The following is a 22,323-nucleotide window of genomic DNA, read 5'->3' on the forward strand; positions in this document are numbered from 1 at the left end:
TCATCATCTATTTAAAATAATGATTTATTTAGAATCAAATCCAATTAAGCATGAATCAATACATCAAGCAATGCTTGATAATGAATTGAAATATCATCTTCTAAAATTTTATAAGCGCTATCAAACTGCACCATTGGCCAGCCTTCTTTCCAGAAAGGAAAAATATTATGCAGGTCACGCGTCACGATTGCATCTTCACGAATAATCGCTTGAGCAACTTGTGATAACACTTGAGCGGTTTCTGCCCCATCAAGAGCTAAATAATCGATACCTTTTGCTTTTAAAATACGGATTCGATCTTTCTTATAACGAATTTTCTTGGCCTGCGCTTCATTTAAATTTAAAGCCAAAGTCACAGCTTCAACAAATTTGTCTTCAAAGCTTTGATGTAAAGCAACCAATGCCTGTTTATGTGCTTCTTGACGCCCAGCTTTTCCACCATCACGAATGATTTTTTGTGCTTCAACATTCAATTCATCCGATTTCATCGACTGAAGAATGTCTAAAATTTCAATATCACTTAATGAAGCAGAAGAATCTGTCATGGGAGTCCTAAAACAAAAATAAATAGAAATCCTATTTTCGCACAATTTTAAAATTAAGTCAGAGATAATGTTAATCTGTGGCGATGTATCTCTAGCTGATCAAATAACAATAAAGGATAATATTTTAATGCTGTTTTAGCCCTACTTGCCTGTATTAGTTTTTATTCTGCCTTATATCTTATCTATTTTTATTTTGCTCAACAACCTTAACCTCTGTCCTTGTGCTGGCAACAGTTTTACTCATATAGTCCACCTGTCAAAAGCTCAGCCAAAAGAATATAATTGCTCTTAAATAATATTTTAAATTAAATCAATTGCATGGAAAATAAATTGTTTGATTATAAAAAAACTTGCCATGCCATACCTTACATTCAAAGTTTAAATATTTTTGCGTAGGCGATGGCTCGCTTTTCGTAGGGATTGTCAAACCTTGCGCTGCAAACAAAGCAGTGCTTTGTATTTGCTCATATTGGGCGAGGGTACATCCTACACCACCGCTCAATGGCGACATCCCTGTCGCCCCGCGCTAGGATAATCATCTAGGATTCAAAAGTACAAAAAATGAATCGATAATCATTGGTTTCTAATAGTTCATATAAAAACATAAGCATCATTTATGATCTATGACTTAATAGAAATCGCCTGTATAAATCATTAGGTGGTTTGAATATATTTTGCTACCCTGCGGCTTATCAAAAGGGACGACAAACATTTAACCGCACCTTGAATCATGAAAATTGGTTGACTCTACCGTTTTACATATACTGGCAATTGTTTATCTTGCGTATACGCTTGTTACTGTCCAAATTTCTTGATTAAGATCATTTGATAAAATCTTATCAATAAGCATAAACTGACAATTTTTTTCTTTCTTAATTGAGGATTTTTTGCTATTGATTTGATATGCCAATAAAAAGTGAAACCTTATGAAAGCTATTGCTTATAAAAAACCATTCGCAATTTCAGAAGCCCATGTTTTTTCCGAAATCGAAATCGAACAGCCAGTTGCAACTGGTCATGACTTACTGATTGAGGTTAAAGCCATTTCAATCAACCCAGTCGATATCAAAATGCGACAGCGTACTTCGCCAGACAATGATACTTGGAAAATTTTGGGTCATGATGCGGTTGGGATTGTGAAAGCAATCGGAGAAAATGTTCAAAATTTTAAAGTGGGTGATGAAGTTTTTTATGCGGGTTCAAACCAAAGACAAGGCTCTTATGCTGAATTCCAATTGGTTGATGAACGTATCGTTGGATTAAAACCGAAATCATTGAGTGATGCAGAAGCCGCAGCGTTGCCTTTAACGTCGCTCACCGCATATGAAATGTTATTTGACCGTTTAAAAATCCAAGACACCAAAGTTGAAAAACCTGTGATTTTAGTCATTGGCGCTGCAGGAGGTGTTGGCTCTATTACAGTTCAATTGTTAAAAGTACTGACTGAATTTACAGTGATTGCTACAGCTTCCCGCCCTGAATCTAAAGCATGGCTGACTGAAATTGGCGCAGATTATATTGTGGATCATAGCCAACCTTTAGAACAGCAAATCCTAGACTTGAATATTGGGCTACCTCATTATATTTTTTCAATTAACGGTACAGGGCGATATACACAAGCCATTGCCAATTTGATCGCACCCCAAGGTCATTTTGGTTTAATTGATGATCCTGAAAACTTTATCATTAACCCGTTTAAAGTTAAGTCTGTTTCAGTTCATTGGGAATCGATGTTTACTCGCTCTACATTCCTGACCAAAGATCTCAGCCGACAAGGTGATATCTTAAATAAAGTTTCAAAATTAGTTGATGACCAAAGACTCAAAACCACTTTGGGACAAAACCTCGGTCAAATCAATGTTGAACATATATCCCAAGCTCATACACTGATTGAGTCAGGTAAAAGCATTGGTAAGATCGTATTAGCAGGCTTTTAACCACTCGAATAAAATTTAATTTTTAAGAACCGCTTAAAGGTTTATAAAAAGATTTAAATGACCCTGTGAATATCAATCAATTTAATGAATTAAATATAAATTGAACATTTTTTTCATCATTTAATCATACATAGTGTATCGATAGCTTAGCGACATGGATGTCACGGTTGAGCGAGGGGTACGCCCTATACCCCTCGCTCAACATGAGCAAAAACAAAACACTGCTTTGTTTGCAGCGCAAGGTTTGACAATCCCTACGAAAAGCGAGCCATCGCCTACGCAAAACTATGTAAATTTTTCAAGCTAATACGAGGTAGTGCTAATTCTTTAATAATGAGAATCAACTTTTAGAGAAATAGTTTAATCACAAAGTTAAATAGAAAACTTATCTTAAATCACTTCCACCACAACTTTACCAATATGCTCACCTGTATCCATACATGCATGCGCAGCCTGAATTTGATCAAACTTAAATGTTTTATAAATCATTGGTAAACATTCCCCTTTTGCCCACAATGGGACGACATGTTGCATCAAACCTTTGGCAATTTCAGCTTTTTCAGCAGTTGTACGTGCACGCATAGTTGAACCGGTAATAGTGAGGCGTTTCATCATAATCTGTCCCAATTTTACCTCTTTGGCCTTTGCACCGCCCAAAAATGCGATATAGACCAAACGCCCATCTCTACGGAGTAGGTTTAGATTTTGATCTAGATAAGGCGCCCCAACCATGTCAAGAATAATATCAACACCCTCATTTTGGGTCTTTTCAGTAATGACCTGTTCAAAGTCCTGAGTTTTATAATTAATTGCATCAGTCAAATTGCGAATAGCTTGAACTTTCTCATCTGAACCTACAGTTGCAAAGCTTTTCAAACCGAATGATTGCGCTAACATTAATGCGGTTGTACCAATACCACTTGTACCACCATGTACCAATAGTGTTTCACCTGCTTTGGCATGTGCCATTTGAAAAACATTGGCCCATACCGTAAAGAAAGTTTCAGGTATTGCTGCAGCTTGAACAAAACTTACAGCTTCAGGAATATGAATGGTTTGAGATTCTGGCACGACACAATATTCTGCGTAGCCACCACCATTGGTTAATCCACAAATTTTATCGCCCACAGTAAATAAAGTAACATCTTCGCCCACTGCAATCACTTCTCCAGCAACTTCCAAACCAGGAACAGGTGTCACCCCTTTTGGCATAGGATATAAGCCTTGACGCTGTAAAATATCGGGGCGATTAATCCCAAATGCATGGACTTTAATCAAAACTTCATCTGCTTTGGGTTGAGGAATTTCTACCGTTTCATAAGCCAGTTTTTCTATACCACCAGGTTCTGTAATAATGACCTGTTGCATATTATTTGTAGACATAATTTCTTTCCTATTCCATTCATTACTTTTCATGTTTTCTGTATTTGAACATAAACCAGTGCATGTGCAAATATTTCACCACCAATGTCTACAAAATATCGTGGGTATCCTTACAAAAATATAATTTTCAAATATTTATACAAATGGCACCAAACGGATAAAGACATAAAAACAAAGATGAAAAAAACAAACTATGTTGTTAATTACAGATCACCATGCGCTCACTTATGATTTAAAAATAGGTTATCGCTTTTAATCGTTATATTTTTGACAATTAAGCATTTAATTCTTAAAGATTTACATGCTTTTTTATTACCGTTTTTAGGCATCAAAAAACTATATTGATCATTTTTTGTTTGCTAATTTAATTTTACCCTGATAATATTCAAACACGAATTAGTTTTACCCTGATAAAAATATTCAAAGGTTTTAAAATGAATACTGAAAACACCTACTCTGCCTTTGTTGGCAATGAGCGTTTAATCACTGATTCTTTGTTAAACGTAGCATTAACCATTAAGACTCAACAAAACACCTCCACACCTGTGTTGATTTTTAATGATCAAACGGGCCAAGCCATTGATGTTAATACCATCGGATCTACAGCAGATATTCAACAACGTTATGCTAAACCTGAAGCGGTTAAAAAAGTTGGCCGTCCTAAATTAGGAGTGATTTCTCGTGAAATCACTTTGCAGCAAAAGCATTGGGATTGGTTAGATCAACAAAGTTCTAGTGCATCTGCTGTGATTCGAAAATTGATTGACCAAGAGTTAAATAACCCTAATTCAGCAAGCAATAAAATGTTGGCAAAACAGGCAACTGATCGTTTTATGTCAGCAATGTCAGGCAATATGCCAAATTATGAGGAAGCCACTCGTGCTTTATATCAAGGTAATCAAGCGCTGTTTTTAGCACTAATTCAAGACTATCCAAAAGATTTACGAGCGTATTTGACTTTAAAAACGCAACATGCTTTTTAACTATAATATTCGCAACTATATAAAAATTAAATGCGCTAAGCCTATAGAATTAGCGCATTTTTTATAATGATCGGCACATGATTGATCATTAAATTATTTTTGTTGTTCGGACTCTTCACAAGTTTGTTTTAAACGTTGCATTGCCATCGGATCCATAGGTGCCGTCATCATTGCATGATAATTATGGCATTCTTTGGTCGGCTCAGGTATTTTCTTCGGTGGGTTTGAAGCACATGCTGTCAACACGCTTGTCATTCCTATCAGGAAAAATATTTTCATTACATGACCTACTATTAAATCTTAACTTGATTTAAAACTAAATTTTATTGCTTGTGCTGTTGTAAGTCTGTTTTGATCACATTCCATAAATGTTAATTCTTCTTATCTTACAGCTTACACAGCCGTGCCGCTCATTAGTTTTAAATAAATTTAGCTGAGCGTTGCAAAAAGTACTCATCGACTGTTGCTGAGAATAGTAATTTAAAAATCCCTTTATTTATAGCAAAACACACGCTCTAAGTATTAAATAACGCAAAATTCAAAATGCTTTAATCTATATAATGTTGATTAGTATTATCTTATATATATTAAATTTTTTGCATGAAAAAACCCACCTTATGGTGGGTTTCTCTCAATCAATCCAATCTGTTAAAGACGAACCAATTCCACAATTTTTTCAGCCAATTCTTCAACTGCTTCTTGAGTAAATACTACATCAGCACCTTGTTCAACATTCGTCACCACCACAACACCAGTTTGACGAAGCAATGCAACTTGATCGCTTGATAAACCTGCTTTTGCAATCGCAACAACACCTTGTTGAATCAGCAAGCTTTCAAGAGCTTGCGAATGTTCAAGTACTTGAGCAGATACAGCAACCACAGCAGGTTTTTGACCTAAACGTGCAGCACGTGCTTCAGCAGTGACAGGTTCATTGTGTGCAGTCCATTCAACCGCAGCTTCAACCATACCCGCACCAACAGTCACATTACTTAAACGGTCAATGAAGATAAAAGAACCCGTATAACGACTGTCATGATAACGGTCAAATACCACTGGTGCATCAAACTCAATCGTTACATCTGCAATGGCATTTAAATCAAGCTGTTCAACTTGCATTTTTTCCAATGTGTTGACATTGGTACGATAGTTAATCTTCGCAACCTTAGCCGGAATGGTTTGTGTACCAAACTTCACATTATAAAGTTTGCCCAACACTAATGGCTGATCAGTCATCCATACGACTGTCGCACGAGCAGAACGTGAAATGAGCGGTTGCCCACCTGCTTTGACCAAGACATTACCACGCGAAATATCAATTTCATCATTTAACGTTAGAGTTACAGCCTGACCTGCTATAGCATGCGCTAAGTTACCATCAAAAGTGACTATTTCTTTCACTGTTGATTTCTTGCCCGAAGGTAAAGCCACAATTTCATCGCCAACTTTCACTTCACCTAAAGCAATTGTACCGCAGAAACCGCGAAAATCGAGGTTAGGACGGTTCACATATTGCACTGGAAAACGGAACTCATGTTTGCTTACATCATGTGTAATTTCAACAGTTTCCAATGTTTCCATCAAGGTTTTACCCTGATACCACGGCGTATTTGCGGATTTATTTACAACGTTATCGCCATTCAATGCAGAAATTGGCGAGAAGATGATATTGGCAGGTTTACGCTCACCCAATTGATTGACAAAATTATTGTACTCAACTTGAATTTCATTGAAACGTTCTTCAGAGAATTCAACCAAGTCCATTTTGTTAATCGCAACCACAATATTACGAATACCTAATAGGCTCGCAATAAAAGTATGACGACGAGTTTGCGTTTGTACGCCATAACGGGCATCAATCAAGATGATTGCAAGATCTGCGGTAGATGCACCTGTTGCCATGTTACGGGTATATTGTTCATGTCCTGGTGTATCAGCAATAATGAACTTACGCTTTTCAGTAGAAAAATAACGGTATGCCACATCAATGGTAATACCTTGCTCACGTTCAGCTTGTAAACCATCGACAAGCAAGGCCAAGTCAGGTGCATCACCTGTTGTACCCACTTTTTTCGAATCACGGGTTACTGCTTGTAATTGATCTTCGTAAATCAATTTTGAATCGTAAAGTAAACGACCAATTAACGTTGATTTACCATCATCCACATTACCGCATGTCAAAAAACGTAATAGGTCTTTATTTTCATGCTGTTTTAAATATGCCAAGATATCTTGACTAATTAATTCTGATTGATGAGACATTGCTCAAAGCTCCACAATATTTTGAAATCTCTTGCTATATCTTTAAATCCTCCTAAAAGCTCCTTTGATAGCAGAGGACTTTCCTCCATTTTGTTGCTGGAGTTCCCTCCTCTTTTATAAAGAGGGATTAGGGGGGATTCATATAAAAAATCCTTAGAAATAGCCTTCTTGCTTTTTCTTTTCCATCGAACCCGCTTCATCATGGTCAATCATACGACCTTGACGTTCAGAGCTTGTGGCTAAAAGCATTTCTTGGATAATTTCAGGCAGTGTCGTTGCCGTTGATTCAACCGCACCTGTCAACGGGTAACAGCCCAAAGTACGGAAACGTACCGATTTCATTTGTGGAACTTCACCTTCTTTTAAACGCATACGTTCATCATCCACCATGATCAACGTACCACTACGTTCAACAACTGGACGTTCAGCTGCTAAATACAAAGGCACCAAAGGAATACTTTCTTGGTAGATATATTGCCAAATGTCTAACTCAGTCCAGTTTGACAATGGGAATACACGGATACTCTCGCCTTTATTGACTTTACCGTTATAAAGATTCCAAAGCTCTGGACGTTGGTTTTTAGGATCCCAACGGTGCTTAGAATCACGAAAAGAATAAACACGTTCTTTTGCACGTGACTTTTCTTCATCACGGCGTGCACCACCAAATGCAGCATCAAACTGATACTTATCCAAAGCCTGTTTTAAGCCTTGGGTTTTCATAATATCGGTATATTTTGAACTACCATAATCAAATGGATTTACGCCTGCATCTTTACCTTCTTTGTTTTGATGCACGATCAGATCAAAACCGTGTTCTTTTGCCATGTTGTCACGGAATTTAATCATATCCTTAAATTTCCAGCCTGTGTCAACATGCAACAGTGGGAAAGGAAGTTTAGCAGGATAAAATGCTTTTAAAGCAAGATGCAGCATGACAGCTGAGTCTTTCCCGATTGAGTAAAGCATCACTGGATTTTCAAACTCAGCAGCAACTTCACGGATGATATGAATACTCTCAGCTTCAAGCTGTTTTAGATGAGTAAGTCTTTCCTCAGATATAGGCATTGACAGCACCAGCTCACAAAAACGTGTACTTATTACACATATTAAAATTTATATTCATTATAGTGATTTACACCTCAACCCTTTTGCTTGTTTTTTTATATTCATATATAAAAACATCATAAGCAACAACAAGAGATCGGCATGACCACACAAATTATTGCACTAGAACAAATTGATTTTGAGCAATGGCTTCCACTTTGGCGCGGCTATTTAACATTTTATAAATCACAACTCAGTGATGAACAAATAAGATTATCTTGGAAGCGAATCACAAATCCTGAACAAGCTGATATGTTTGGTTTTGCCATCAACGTAAATGGTCAAGTAGTTGGCTTTGTACATTTGATTGCACATATGAGCATGTGGACAGATTTACCCTATTGTTATCTACAAGATTTATTTGTGGATGAAGCTTTTAGGAATCGAGGTTTAGCACGACAATTAATTGAGCATTGTTATCTGGTCTGCGCAACAAAGTTTGACCGTGTTTATTGGCTCACTCAAGAATACAATATTAGCGCCCAACACCTTTATGATCGTATTGCGAGTAAAACAGGATTTATCCAATATAAAAAGGTATTAACATAACTAGGGTCTGTTGACAATTCGTCTACGTTTGCGACTACGAGTGATTTTTAGATGATACAAGGCACGAAATATGAAATTTAGTCATTCTAAATAAATAGTTCGTAACGATGTAGCAGCAAAAAACACTCTAGTCCCCCCGCTGCGCCTTGCGCTGCAAACAAAGCAGTGCTTTGTTCTTGCTCAGGGTTGTGGCTAAAATTATCTCAGTCTGCGTTATGAAACTCGTAAATAGTCTCGCTATTCTCTTCGTTTCATGCCTTGCCTGCTCAATTTTAACCTACAACGCAAGCCATTTATGAAATGTCAACAGACCCTAATAGATGTAATTCATTTAATAATGACCGTCAAATGCTCACGCTTGAAAAAGATCAAGCCTAAACATAAAAAAGGCTCACCTTTTTCAAGTCAGCCTTTAAAAATATTAAAGATCTGTGTAGCAAATAATTCAATCAACAATCAAAAACTAAAAATCGCTTCTAGAATTTAAAGAAGCGATTTTAGCTTAGTCCCAACTTATCAAACTGTATATGCTTAAAATTAGATATATACAGCCGATAACTCAGGTCTTAATGGCCGAATAATGCTTTATCTAAAGGAATTTCGATTCCTACAGAAGCACCTGCATCATTGCCATGTAGATCAGAATCACTGACCCAACCATTAATTTTTAATGGCATGGTCGGTTTAATATAATGTGTCCAAGTTAAATCTAATGCTTTAATTTTGTCTTTTTCTGGGAAGGCTAAGTTGATTTGCTTATCACCAAAGAGAGCAGCAGATTGGTTAACTTTGGCATACAGTGCACGACCAGATAAACGATTCATCACATCAAAACGAATATCACCACCGACAGAAATCATTTCACCATCACCACCCATTGCATGTCCCAATGGGAAACCTTGTTGGTAATAACCATCTTTATAGACATGGTGACTATAAGAAACACCTAATGGATCACCATTTGTTTCTGTATTCGCCCATTCAACATAAAGCTGATATGGTAAATTTTTAAAGCTTGATGAATAGTCAGCACCAGCTAAATACATTTTTTTAGATGGTAATAGACCCGCTTCATCTTCACCAATATATTGCCCATAAAAACTCATAGGAACATTCAGCAAAGACTGAAGATTTAAACGCGCATCAAATCCAGCAAGCTGATTGGATGGATTACCCACCCCCGTACAAGTGCTATCTGCACACTCATTGTCTTTTCCAATAAAAGCATTCCAATAAGCTTTTGCACTTCCTGGTTGACCCTCTCCATCAATTTGGAAAGCGCGTGATGCACCGATTTCCAAATAAGGTAAAGGTTGAGCAGTTAAGCGCAATCCCATTAAACGTGCATCAGGTACAGCCGTATAATCATTTAACTGTCCAGCAAATGCTTGATATTGCCAAGGACCAATCCAAGACAACCATTTAGATTCAAAAGCCTTTTGTTCAGCACGCTGTACAGTAAAGCCATACACAGGACGGCTGGCATCACCACGAATCAAACTACCATCATGTCCCGGCCCCCAATATGTTGGGATTTGACCCGCAATAACCCATTGATTCCATAACTTCCCAGCAATATATGAACCTTCCACATTGACATCTTGACCATTGTCAATTTGCGGATCTTTTTCACCATTGACACGAAGCTTTGCATCCCAATTCTCGCCACCCGCATTGAATTCTAATGAACCCACATATTGTGCTTTTGCACTATCCCCAAAAGCTTGAGGAATATTTTTTTGATCAGTTTCGGCAAATAAACCTAATTTTGCAGTTTGATTATCTGCTTTTAAGGCATTTTGAATTGAATCAATAACTTTTTGTTGAGTATTGTTTAAAACTTTTGCTTGAGATAAGGCACGTTGAATTTCATCCCCACTCATCGGCCAAGTCGATGTACTGATTTGTATCACACCTTGTTGATTTAACCAGTTCAAATCTGTGCGAAGATCTTCATTATTTAATACGATTCCCTGTGCAAATACAGGTAAAGACATTCCAAGTAATACAGCAGCACAAAGTGATTTTCTTAAATACATGCTCATTGTTCTCAAGTTTGATTTACAAACACACCTTAATTTTTTTATAAGTTTTTTTCAATGGTGAAATTGTGTTATTCATATTTTAAAATTCCATTATCCAAAAGAAAAAGAGTGCACCAAAGTGCACTCTTTTTCTTTTAAATTCAGATAATAACGATCATTCAGTTTTTAAAAACAATCGCCATCTCTAACTTTTAAATTAAAATACTTTTAAAAATAGCCAGAATAAACCACCTGATAAACAAATCGTTGCAGGTAAGGTAAAAATCCATGCAGAAAGAATCGTTTTGACTGTTGCAAAATTCAATCCAGTTTTATTGGCGACCATGGTTCCTGCAACCGCACTGTTGAGTACATGAGTCGTTGAAACAGGTAAACCAAAGCCATCTGCAGCAGCGATTGTCGACATTGCCACAAGCTCAGCAGACATCCCTTGGCCGTAGGTCATATGATGTTTACCAATACGCTCGCCCACAGTAACCACAATACGTTTCCATCCCACCATTGTTCCTAAACCCAGTGCCAATGCCACAGCAACTTTTACCCAGTTTGGAATATATTGGAGGAAAGAATCTAAGTTTTTGCGATACTCTTTTACCACTTTGCCTTGAGCTTCATCCATTTTTGGAAGTTGATCTGCTTTATCCAAGCGTTTAAAAGCCGTGGTGCTTAAGTACATATCATTACGTAATGAAGATACTTCAGCTTCTGGAATATCTTTGAGATCACCAAATTTACCAACACGCTCGCCCAAATGATCAGTCAAACTGGCCAATGCTGGAACAACTTCAGGATTCATTTCTTTGGTTTGGATAAATTTAGTGATGGTTACACGCGCTTGTTCATCTGGAATATCGGCATGCTGTGCATAAATTGCCGTCGCAGTTTGACCAGACAATTGTGAGAATGACTGTAAATGCTGTTGGTCTAATCCTCTATTCAACGAATAAGCCAAAGGCACAATACCAATCAAAATCAACATGATTAACCCCATACCTTTTTGACCATCATTTGAACCATGTGCAAAGCTCACACCTGTACAGGTGAAAATCAGAACCGCACGAATCAATGGTGGTGGTGGTTTATTGCCTTCAGGGGGTTGGAACAACTCAAGTTGCTTTTTAAATATTTTTTTAACAATCAAAAATACAATTGCTGCAAATGCAAAACCAATCAAAGGAGAAAACAGTAATGCTTTACCCACTTTAAGCACTTGATCCATGTCTACACCACTTGCACCCGTTGAAGCATGCAAAATGTAGTTCATGATGCCTACACCCAAAATTGAGCCAATCAAGGTGTGAGAGCTTGATGCTGGAATACCTAAGAACCAAGTGCCTAAATTCCACAGAATCGCCGCAATTAGCATGGCAAAAACCATAGCAAAACCAGCGCCACTGCCTACATTCATGATCAGTTCAACAGGAAGCAATGCAATAATTCCATACGCAACTGCACCACTGGCAACCATTACCCCAAGGAAGTTACAAAAGCCTGCCCACATGACTGCTACAGGCGCAGGCAATGCATTGGTATAAATCACGGTTGCTACAGCATTGGCTGTATCATGAAAACCATTTACAAACTCAAAACCCAAAGCGATAAACAACGCTGTCGCTAAAAGAATCACTGAGTAGAGGCTTAACGGTGGAACATGTGCTAAATCTGCACTAACTTGCACCCCAATGTAGATTAAGGTAGCAATGATAATCGTCAGAAACACCGGCATAAAAAATTTCGGTGTAGGGACGTGCACATTCGTCGATTGAACGGGTTTAGGTGACTGTGCAGAATCTGTGACGGGAGGTAAATTCGAATTCATGCAGAAAGTTAGCGAATATTAGAATGCGCTTATTGTTCAATTAAATTGTGACAATTATATGACAAATAGAGGTCATATGAAGTGAAATTTATAATTATTTCACCTCAGTGTTTCGCTACATAAGCGACTAAATTAATATTTTTATTATTTATAATTAGTATCTTAAACCAATAAAACCAATATAACTTGAGCAAAATATTTTATTTTAATCTGAAATAATATTTGTAATATTTCAGATCAATTTGAACTATTTATCATTTGGTATTGCTATTTTTCATGAAATTTATGACAAATTGATGAAAAAACAAACATACTTTTAACTTTATTTTTACATATGTTCCAATAAATCCCGCTTACCTAATCCAAGCAAGTTTAACGCCAACAATTGCCCTACACTAAAAAAGTATCCTATATCTTCAACGAATCGTCTTAAATTAAATGTGCCAGACCAATAAATAGATCATCTGAACAATATCCCACACATTTTAAAAACCTTGCGCTAACACGCCGATCAATCATTTACTTTTCAATCGATACATAAAATGATTACGAACAAAACCTAGTATATTGTAAATACCAATGATATAAAAAGATCAAAAAAAACCTAACCCAATGATTTTTTATAATTTTACAGATCAAAAATCTACAATCAGGAAGTACATCAAGACTGGTACCTTGAAAGTCTACATTCTGATAACATATCGGCTATTTTTAAAATCCGATTTTATTGAGAGTTTTAATGTCCACGCTTACCACGTTAAAAGAGCTTCTTGCCCAACGCATCCTAATTATTGATGGTGCGATGGGAACTATGATCCAACGCCATAAACTGGAAGAAGTTGATTACCGTGGTGAGCGTTTTGCTGATTGGGCATCTGACTTAAAAGGTAACAATGACCTTTTAGTGTTAACTCAACCCCAAATTATTCAAGGCATCCATGAAGCTTACCTAGATGCTGGTGCTGACATTATTGAAACCAATAGCTTTAACGGTACACGTGTTTCAATGTCTGACTATCACATGGAAGATTTAGTCCATGAGATCAACTTTGAAGCAGCCCGACTTGCCAAAGCTGCTTGTGAAAAATACTCAACCCCTGACAAACCACGTTTTGTTGCTGGAGTATTGGGGCCTACATCACGTACCTGCTCGATCTCACCGAATGTAAATGATCCAGCGTTTCGCAACATTACCTTTGATGAACTCAAAGAAAATTATATTGAAGCCACACATGCTTTAATTGAAGGTGGTGCAGACATCCTTCTCATTGAAACTGTGTTTGATACTTTAAACTGTAAAGCAGCAATTTTTGCGGTAAAAGAAGTCTTTAAACAACTTGGCCGTGAATTACCGCTGATGATTTCAGGCACAATTACGGATGCTTCTGGTCGTACCTTAACAGGACAAACTGCAGAAGCATTTTGGAACTCTGTTCGTCACGGCGATTTATTGTCAATTGGATTTAACTGCGCCTTAGGTGCAGATGCCATGCGTCCACATGTCAAAACTGTATCAGATGTTGCGGATGTTTTTGTTTCAGCGCATCCAAACGCTGGCTTACCAAACGCATTTGGTGGCTATGATGAAACACCAGAAGAAACAGCTGCCTTCTTAAAAGAATTTGCTGAAAGTGGCTTAATCAATATCACTGGTGGATGTTGTGGTACCACACCTGACCATATTCGTGCCATTTATAATGCGGTTAAAGACATCCCACCGCGTAAAATTCCAGACATCAAACCTGCATGTCGCCTCAGTGGTTTAGAGCCATTTAATATTTATGACGACTCATTGTTTGTCAATGTTGGTGAACGTACCAATGTCACTGGTTCTAAAAAATTCCTCCGTTTAATCCGTGAAGAAAACTTTGCAGAAGCACTCGATGTTGCATTACAACAAGTAGTTTCAGGCGCACAAATCATTGACATCAATATGGATGAAGGAATGCTCGATTCGCAAAACGCGATGGTACATTTCTTAAATCTGGTTGCATCTGAGCCTGAAATCTCTAAAGTACCAATCATGATTGACTCCTCTAAATGGGAAATCATTGAAGCAGGTCTAAAATGTGTACAAGGTAAACCTGTTGTTAACTCCATTTCCTTAAAAGAAGGTTATGATGAGTTTGTCCATAAAGCACGTTTGTGTCGCCAATATGGTGCAGCTGTCATTGTGATGGCATTTGATGAAACAGGTCAGGCAGATACTGCCGCACGTAAACGTGAAATCTGTAAGCGCTCTTATGATGTGTTGGTCAATGAAGTTGGTTTTCCTGCGGAAGACATTATTTTTGATCCGAACGTTTTTGCTGTTGCAACGGGGATTGAAGAACACAATAACTATGCTGTGGACTTTATTGAAGCAACCGGCTGGATTAAACAAAACTTACCACATGCCATGATTTCTGGTGGTGTGTCTAACGTGTCGTTCTCTTTCCGTGGCAATGAACCTGTCCGTGAAGCCATTCACTCTGTATTCCTTTACTATGCCATCAAACAAGGCATGACCATGGGAATTGTCAATGCGGGTCAAATGGCCATCTATGATGATATTCCTAAGGAGCTGAAAGCCGCTGTTGAAGATGTCATTCTCAACCAGAATCAAGGTGACAGCGGTCAAGATGCAACAGAAAAATTGCTTGAAGTTGCTGAACAGTACCGTGGTCAAAGTGCTGCCCAAAAACAGGTTGAAAACCTTGAATGGCGTAATGAACCTGTTGAAAAGCGTCTTGAATATGCATTGGTCAAAGGGATTACCAGCTTTATCGATGAAGATACTGAAGAAGCCCGCTTAAAGTCCAAACGTCCACTTGATGTGATTGAAGGTCCATTGATGGACGGTATGAATGTGGTCGGTGACTTATTCGGCTCAGGTAAAATGTTCTTACCTCAAGTGGTTAAATCTGCACGGGTAATGAAACAAGCCGTAGCATGGTTAAACCCGTACATTGAAGCCGAAAAAACAGGCAGCCAATCCAAAGGTAAAGTGTTGATGGCGACTGTAAAAGGCGATGTACACGATATTGGTAAAAACATTGTCGGTGTTGTACTGGGGTGTAATGGTTATGACATTGTTGACCTTGGTGTCATGGTGTCTTGCGAGAAAATTTTACAGACTGCTATTGATGAAAAAGTCGATATTATCGGCTTATCAGGTTTGATTACCCCATCGCTTGATGAAATGGTGTTTGTTGCAAAAGAAATGCAGCGCAAGGGTTTTAAAATTCCACTGTTGATTGGTGGCGCAACTACATCGAAAGCACACACTGCAGTAAAAATTGATCCTCAATACTCAAATGATGCAGTGATCTATGTTGCCGATGCTTCTCGTGCGGTGGGTGTTGCAACCACCCTGTTGTCTCCCGAAATGAAGCCTAAATTTGTCGATGAGCATCGTGCTGAATACGAAAAAGTACGTGAACGTATTGCCAATAAGCAACCCAAAGCAGCTAAATTGTCGTATACAGAATCCATTGAAAATGGTCTAAAAATTGACTTTGCCGCCAATCCACCAGTAAAACCAAACTTTATTGGTTTGCAAACCTTAACCGATTATCCACTTGATACATTAGTGGAATATTTTGACTGGACACCATTCTTTATTTCTTGGAGTCTGGCAGGTAAATTCCCGAAAATTTTACAAGATGAGATTGTCGGTGAAGCTGCAACTGATTTATATAATCAGGCTCAGGCGATGCTAAAAGACATTATTGACAATAAACGTTTCGATGCGCGTGCCGTTTTTGGAATTTACCCTGCAAACCGTTCAGCCGCAGACTCTGTTGAAGTCTTTAATGAAGATGGTCAATCTGTAACCCATACCTTCCATCATATTCGTCAGCAATCAGATAAAGTCACAGGTAAACCGAATTTGTCTTTGGCTGATTTTGTTGCAACCAAAGCACAAGCCGAAGACTACTTGGGCGGTTTTACCGTTTCAATTTTTGGTGCGGAAGAAATGGCGCATGAGTATAAAGCCAAAGGGGATGATTACTCCGCCATTCTTGCTCAGTCATTGGGTGATCGTTTTGCTGAAGCGTTTGCAGAACATTTACATGAACGTATTCGTAAAGAGTTCTGGGGGTATCAGGCAGATGAACAACTCTCTAATGAAGAATTAATTAAGGAGAAGTATGTCGGTATCCGTCCTGCACCAGGCTACCCAGCTTGTCCTGAGCATTCTGAAAAGGCCTCTTTGTTTGATTGGTTAGGCACCACGGATAAGATTGGTACCCAATTGACCAGCAGTTTTGCAATGTGGCCACCATCAAGTGTCAGCGGTTTCTACTATGCCAACCCACAGTCTGAATACTTTAACGTGGGTAAAATTGCATTAGATCAGCTAGAAGATTATGCAAAGCGTAAGAATTGGACTTTGGATGAAGCGAAGCGTTGGTTAGCACCAAATTTGGATGATTCGGTGTTTTAAAGATACTATAAGCACTTTTATACATTATAAGAGTGCTTTTTCTCCCTTACATGTCTAGATCTTAAAAGGTCTAATATAGAAGTCCAAATTTCATGACACAATTTTTAAGCGAAGAAAGCCCACTTGAAATATTTAAAAAATTTAAAAATTCACTTGGAACTCATAATATTAATTTTGATGTATTAAGATTAATACTCACAGACTACCAATCTACTAAAATTCAAAATCAAAATTTGCCAACCTATATAAGAAATGTAGCCAAATCTTATAGATATCATAACCTATTCCCTAATGATACAAAGTACAAAGTGTTACATCGCTATTTAATTACTTCACATATTATTTATTGCTATAGTGCCATCGATGATCTCTGTGCAAATATACTAAAATTAAGTAATATCAAACAATTCAGAATAAATCAAAAGAAAGTATTAGATCATATTCAAGGGAATAAAATTCATATAGCATTAAGTGTTTTATCTATGAAATCTAACAATTTGAGCTCATTGAGTGATCTAGAAAATCGAGTACAATGTATAAAATCTGAACGTATTGAATTCAAAATAGTCGATTATTATAGAAAAATAAGAAATCAACAAGCTCATGATTTTAAAATGATTGAAAACCCTTACTCTGAGCTAAATATACCTAAAATTGAAGATAAATATAAATTAACCCCTAATAATTATGAAAATCTAAATGAAGACGATGTAAAGATTTTTTCTTTTGCATTATTGGATATTGCTCAATATTTATGTTCAATAATTTATGACTATAAAAGTGAAATTAAACCATATTTAATACATCGATATTACAAAGATGATAAAAAAAGACGACAGAATGGAATTCGTGCTTTACTCAGACAAAATTTTTTATTTGAAAACTATGAAATTTCATGTATTCTAGAAGATATAGGCTGATTAGCATTGTTGGTAATGCGCGACGAGGCTTGGTTAATAGCCAAGCCAAACGATCAAATATTATTTTAAAGCGTAATATTTGATCGTTTAGACAAAGGTTCGATTCCTTTATCAGCCGCCATATTTTTCTTTTAAATATAAATTACTAAAATTTGCAACATTCACCTCTTAAAAAGAGGGAAACTGAGATTTTAGCAGCGTAAAGGAATATTTTTATATTAAAAAACCAATTCCCCTCATACAAAATCCCTTCAATTAAAGGGATTTATCTAAAAAACTACGATCCAATAACCCAAAAATAAAATGGCCTAAATCTATACGCCTATTACTTTCTAAAATTAGACAACAAATTATTGGTAATCGACTTATTGTTTTCAACAATTCTGGTCTTTTTGGCTTTTGCTGATTGATCTTCAACACGCTCAATTTTGGTTGCTTTTAACTTGCCGTTATTTTCAACAACGATAAATTTAACTCTTTCATTTCGCTTTGGCTCACCCTCTGCAAGCGGAAAATCCGAAATATGAAAGAAAATATCTTGTTCAAGTCCACCAATAAAGCCAAAGCCTCTATCGGCATCGTATTGTTTAATTTTTCCTTGCTGGAATTCAGGCTTCATACATATTACTCATCGCGGTACACAATCGCTGTATTATACCCTGATCTTGATCAATAGATAAAATAGCAAAAAATAGTCTTGATCTGTTGTCATTGCAGCGATAAAAAAGCCCACTTTTCAGTAGGCTTCTATACAACTTAAATTCTAATGTGCATGCCCTGCGCCGACATTCCCTTTCGGTTTTGGACATAACCAAATAATCAATCCTGCGAAAATAAAGATCATCGCAAAAATCAAAAACACATGATTAACCGAAAGCGTTAAAGCCTCTTTATCCACCAAGTTGGAAATGGTACCCAACGCCATTTCAGGACTAAAGCCACTGTTGACCAAGTTACGCTGAGTTTCCTCAATATGCATGGTCGACACGATTTCACTGCGTGCCAGCTTGGTATGATCATCCCAAATGGTCACCGCAATAGATGCACCAATTGCCCCTGCCATGGTTCGCATAAAGTTCATCAAACCCGCAGCAGAAGCCACTTCATCTGGACGTACTACACCTAAAGCGATATTAGACAGTGGGATAAAGAAGAACGGTACCGCAAAACCTTGGATAATCTGTGGTAATGCTAGCGCCATAAAGTCAGCATCACTGGTCCAAAATGAACGCATTAATGTGACGCCACCCAAAATCATCAGCCCAAAACTAGACAAGGCTCTTGGGTCATATTTAGTCGCAAGTTTGGCAACCACAGGCGACATCATCAAGCTACCAAAGCCCATTGTCGCAGTCAGATAACCTGCCCAAGATGCGGTATAACCCAAGTTAATCTGTAACCATTGTGGAATAAGCACAATACTGCCAAAGAATGCCGCAAAGGCAAAGGCCAATGAGATTGTTGCGATGGTAAAACCACGGTATCGGAAAATTTGTATATTGACGATGGGATGTTTTTCATAATATTCCCAGATGAAAAAGGCAATAAATCCAACCACCAAAATCACAGCCAAAATACAAATAAAGCTGTTATTAAACCAATCCCGCTCATGCCCCAAATCGAGCATTAACTGTAATGCGCCAATCCAAACAATCAGCAGCGTTAAGCCAATGGTATCAATCGGGAGTTTAGCAATTGGTGTTTCAGCAACTTTTAATAGACGCATCACCCCAACAGCACAGATCATACCCACTGGAATATTGATAAAGAAAATCCAATGCCATGACCAGTTATCACTGATTGTACCGCCTAAAATAGGGCCTAGAATCGGTCCAACAACCGTCGTCATTGCCCACATCCCCATTGCTTGGGAATGTTTTTCGGGTGGGAAAATACGCATCAACAAAGTTTGACTGAGTGGCATGATTGGACCACCAAATAAACCTTGTCCGATACGACAGATCACTAACATCGCTAAGCTATTGGATAAGCCACAAAGAATTGAAAATGTGGTAAAGCCAATCAGACTGATGGTAAATACCCGAACAGCGCCAAAACGTCCTGCAAGCCAACCGGTTAAAGGTACACAGATGGCTTCAGCAACGGCATAGGAGGTAATCACCCAAGTCCCTTGAGAACTTGATACTGCTAAACTTCCGGTAATATGGGGCACAGAAACATTGGCAATGGTCATATCCAGTACAACCATAAAATTGGCAAGTGCTAAAAAAAAAGCGGCGAGAAGTAAGCGCCCACCTTTAAGCTCACTTTGAAACGTTGCTGTATTCATAAGTGATTACTTCGCTGAAGAGGTATCAACCTCAACATTCATGGATAAACCCACACGTAATGGATGCTCAGCCAACTCTTTAGGATCGAGTTTGATACGTACAGGAAGACGTTGAACTACTTTAATCCAGTTACCTGTCGCATTTTGTGCAGGAATCAACGCAAATGCTGAACCTGTACCACCAGAAAAGCCGATTACCGTACCGTGATACTCTACTTTCTTGCCATAGAGGTCTGAAGTGAGCGTTGCCTTCTGACCAACTTTCACATTTTGCAACTGACTTTCTTTAAAGTTTGCATCCACATAAAGTTCAGCCAAAGGCACCACTTTCATCAAACTTGTCCCAGGTGCAATACGCTGCCCCACTTGAATACTACGACGGGCAATCACACCATCTAACGGCGCTTTAATTTCTGTACGTTGTAAATCTAAAAGTGCTTGATCAAGTTTAGCTTGAGCCACCAATACATCAGGGGTTGAACTTTGTGAGGTCCCCCGAATTAAAGCTTCATTGGCATCTAAATTACTTTGTGCAGCTTTACGCTTAGATTCTGTTTGCGCCAATGCTGCTTTTGCCACATCGACATTTGCTTTGGCATTGTTTAAAGCACTTTGTGCTTTGCTAAATTCTTCTTTAGAGATTGCACCTGTCGCGCTTAACTGCTGACGGCGGGCAAACTCTTGCTGTGCTTGTTGATATGCCACATCGGCTTGTGCCACTTGTGCTTTGGCACTGTTAATATCATCTGCACTGACTAAAATCTGTGAGGACAATGAACTGCTATTTGCCGAGCTTTGTGTATATTGACGCTTGGCTTTGGTCAACGCCGCTTCAGCTTCTGCAACAGCGATTTTTGCATCACGATTATCAATAATCGCAAGTACATCGCCTTTTTTCACTTGTTGAGTATCACTAACCAAAACCTCAGCAACTTGTCCGCTGACCATCGAAGTGATTTCAGCAGTTTCAGCACCGACATAGGCATTGTCCGTTTCAACAATGTTGCCAAAAATAAAAGCCCAAATTGCATATAGAATTGCAGCTACAACAACAATAATGGCAAAAATCTTCAGCATTTTTTTACGTTTTTGTTTGGCTTCCAAATCCGCTTGCGCTTGATTTTCATCATTTGGAGAGGCATTCGTCGTTTGCGCGTCAGTCATCGCATGTTCCTAGCTTACTTGGACTTGTCAAAACATCTTTGCATTTTGGAGATATAAACTGAAAAACTGCTTAATCATATCTATATGACATTGCTTGATGGTTGAATAAGTCAACTTCTTAAAATTGTGGTGCCCAATTTTACAGGTAAAAATCATATTATGAGAATAAAAATATTACTCTATAGTTTATCTTTATAAAAGAGGTCAATCTTATTGATATTCATATTTTTTTGAAAAAAAATAAGCCAGCAAAATATGTATTTTACTGGCTTATATTGACACAATGAATACAAAAGTGTACTGATTAGTACACTTTTCAGCTTAATCAATAAGCATAAGAAGCAATAGCTGTCGCAATCGCCTTACCTTCATTGTTGAGCATGGTCATACGCATGGTGCAACCTTTACGCCCCATTCTCAAGGTTTCAGCTTTGGCAATAAAGTATTCACCGCGCCCAGGTGCAAGATAATCCACACGCATATCAACTGTCGCTAAACGAGAAACTTTCTTTAACGTGTCTGGCAATTGATCTGGCTCTGCACGTTTATATAGCTCCCCCATTGCCACAATTCCACCAATACTATCCAGCAATGTCGCGGCCACACCACCATGTAAAATTTGAAATGCGACATTGCCAATCAAATACGGTTTCATTTCGATGTAGCCTTCAATCTCATCATTGACAACACGCATTTGCATATTGTTATGTGAAAAATAAGGCGAACCATTAAACGCTTTAGTGAGTTGGTTAAGCACCACATTTAGATCTGCTTTCTCTCCTAAATGTAAATTACCAGTCCACTTTTTTTGCGATTCGCTAGGCGCAGAATCAATTTTAGAAGAATCACTCATCATCATTTCGAAACCAATATTGAGAAAAAATTTTCAG

16 protein-coding genes and 1 tRNA gene are annotated in these 22,323 nt (G+C 37.9%); 6 read left to right on the forward strand and 11 right to left on the reverse strand.

Annotated features, from left to right (window positions below; genetic code table 11):
- Positions 1-44: 44 nt before the first annotated feature.
- Positions 45-545, reverse strand: coding sequence for a hypothetical protein (locus WFN33_RS10050; RefSeq protein ID WP_336952925.1), 501 nt, complete (start codon positions 543-545; stop codon positions 45-47).
- Positions 546-1,471: 926 nt separating this feature from the next.
- Here WFN33_RS10050 and WFN33_RS10055 point away from each other — a divergent pair.
- Positions 1,472-2,482, forward strand: coding sequence for a zinc-binding alcohol dehydrogenase family protein (locus WFN33_RS10055; protein WP_336952926.1), 1,011 nt, complete (start codon positions 1,472-1,474; stop codon positions 2,480-2,482).
- A gap of 390 nt (positions 2,483-2,872) precedes the next feature.
- Here WFN33_RS10055 and WFN33_RS10060 read toward each other — a convergent pair whose 3' ends face one another.
- The gene (locus WFN33_RS10060; RefSeq protein WP_336952927.1) at positions 2,873-3,865 is read right to left on the reverse strand and encodes an NAD(P)H-quinone oxidoreductase; all 993 of its coding nucleotides are present in this window, start codon (positions 3,863-3,865) and stop codon (positions 2,873-2,875) included.
- Positions 3,866-4,299: 434 nt separating this feature from the next.
- Between WFN33_RS10060 and WFN33_RS10065 the strand changes: the two genes are divergently transcribed.
- Positions 4,300-4,848 (forward strand): DUF2239 family protein, encoded by a 549-nt coding sequence (locus tag WFN33_RS10065; protein WP_336952928.1) that lies wholly within the window; start codon positions 4,300-4,302, stop codon positions 4,846-4,848.
- Between the two features lie 93 nt (positions 4,849-4,941).
- On the opposite strand, the gene WFN33_RS10070 is transcribed toward WFN33_RS10065, so the two are convergent.
- The 3 genes from WFN33_RS10070 to cysD all read right to left on the reverse strand — a co-directional run bounded on the left by WFN33_RS10070 (position 4,942) and on the right by cysD (position 8,172).
- Entirely contained in the window at positions 4,942-5,094 is a 153-nt protein-coding gene (locus WFN33_RS10070) for a hypothetical protein (RefSeq protein ID WP_419327635.1), read from the reverse strand.
- Between the two features lie 402 nt (positions 5,095-5,496).
- Entirely contained in the window at positions 5,497-7,110 is a 1,614-nt protein-coding gene (gene cysN / locus WFN33_RS10075) for a sulfate adenylyltransferase subunit CysN (protein ID WP_336952930.1), read from the reverse strand.
- A gap of 153 nt (positions 7,111-7,263) precedes the next feature.
- Entirely contained in the window at positions 7,264-8,172 is a 909-nt protein-coding gene (cysD, locus tag WFN33_RS10080) for a sulfate adenylyltransferase subunit CysD (RefSeq protein ID WP_026040334.1), read from the reverse strand.
- 147 nt (positions 8,173-8,319) lie between these two features.
- Here cysD and WFN33_RS10085 point away from each other — a divergent pair, with 147 nt between their 5' ends.
- The gene (locus WFN33_RS10085) at positions 8,320-8,766 is read left to right on the forward strand and encodes a GNAT family N-acetyltransferase (protein ID WP_336952932.1); all 447 of its coding nucleotides are present in this window, start codon (positions 8,320-8,322) and stop codon (positions 8,764-8,766) included.
- Between the two features lie 566 nt (positions 8,767-9,332).
- Here the strand turns inward: WFN33_RS10085 and WFN33_RS10090 are convergent.
- Together WFN33_RS10090 and WFN33_RS10095 are read right to left on the reverse strand one after the other, a co-directional pair.
- The gene (locus WFN33_RS10090) at positions 9,333-10,805 is read right to left on the reverse strand and encodes a capsule assembly Wzi family protein (RefSeq protein ID WP_234622535.1); all 1,473 of its coding nucleotides are present in this window, start codon (positions 10,803-10,805) and stop codon (positions 9,333-9,335) included.
- A 202-nt stretch (positions 10,806-11,007) separates the two neighbouring features.
- Positions 11,008-12,630: an inorganic phosphate transporter gene (locus tag WFN33_RS10095; RefSeq protein WP_336952934.1), complete on the reverse strand. Its 1,623-nt coding sequence runs from the start codon at positions 12,628-12,630 to the stop codon at positions 11,008-11,010.
- Positions 12,631-13,369: 739 nt separating this feature from the next.
- Between WFN33_RS10095 and metH the strand changes: the two genes are divergently transcribed.
- From metH to WFN33_RS10110, 3 genes are all read left to right on the forward strand, one after another.
- Positions 13,370-17,059: a methionine synthase gene (metH, locus tag WFN33_RS10100; protein WP_336952936.1), complete on the forward strand. Its 3,690-nt coding sequence runs from the start codon at positions 13,370-13,372 to the stop codon at positions 17,057-17,059.
- Positions 17,060-17,151: 92 nt separating this feature from the next.
- Entirely contained in the window at positions 17,152-17,979 is an 828-nt protein-coding gene (locus WFN33_RS10105) for a hypothetical protein (protein ID WP_336952937.1), read from the forward strand.
- A tRNA-Ile gene (locus tag WFN33_RS10110) sits at positions 17,974-18,100 on the forward strand. The genes WFN33_RS10105 and WFN33_RS10110 overlap by 6 nt, the downstream gene beginning before the upstream one ends.
- A gap of 204 nt (positions 18,101-18,304) precedes the next feature.
- Here the strand turns inward: WFN33_RS10110 and WFN33_RS10115 are convergent.
- From WFN33_RS10115 to WFN33_RS10130, 4 genes are all read right to left on the reverse strand, one after another.
- A complete protein-coding gene (locus tag WFN33_RS10115) occupies positions 18,305-18,598 on the reverse strand; it encodes a cold-shock protein (RefSeq protein ID WP_004819352.1) in 294 nt (97 codons plus the stop codon).
- Between the two features lie 144 nt (positions 18,599-18,742).
- A complete protein-coding gene (locus tag WFN33_RS10120; protein WP_336952939.1) occupies positions 18,743-20,269 on the reverse strand; it encodes a DHA2 family efflux MFS transporter permease subunit in 1,527 nt (508 codons plus the stop codon).
- Positions 20,270-20,275: 6 nt separating this feature from the next.
- Positions 20,276-21,433: an HlyD family secretion protein gene (locus tag WFN33_RS10125; RefSeq protein ID WP_336952941.1), complete on the reverse strand. Its 1,158-nt coding sequence runs from the start codon at positions 21,431-21,433 to the stop codon at positions 20,276-20,278.
- Between the two features lie 325 nt (positions 21,434-21,758).
- On the reverse strand, positions 21,759-22,292 hold the full coding sequence (locus WFN33_RS10130) for a thioesterase family protein (protein ID WP_336952942.1): 534 nt from the start codon (positions 22,290-22,292) through the stop codon (positions 21,759-21,761).
- Positions 22,293-22,323: the final 31 nt, after the last annotated feature.

Source organism: Acinetobacter sp. AS167, assembly GCF_037152175.1.
Taxonomy (GTDB): Bacteria; Pseudomonadota; Gammaproteobacteria; order Pseudomonadales; family Moraxellaceae; genus Acinetobacter.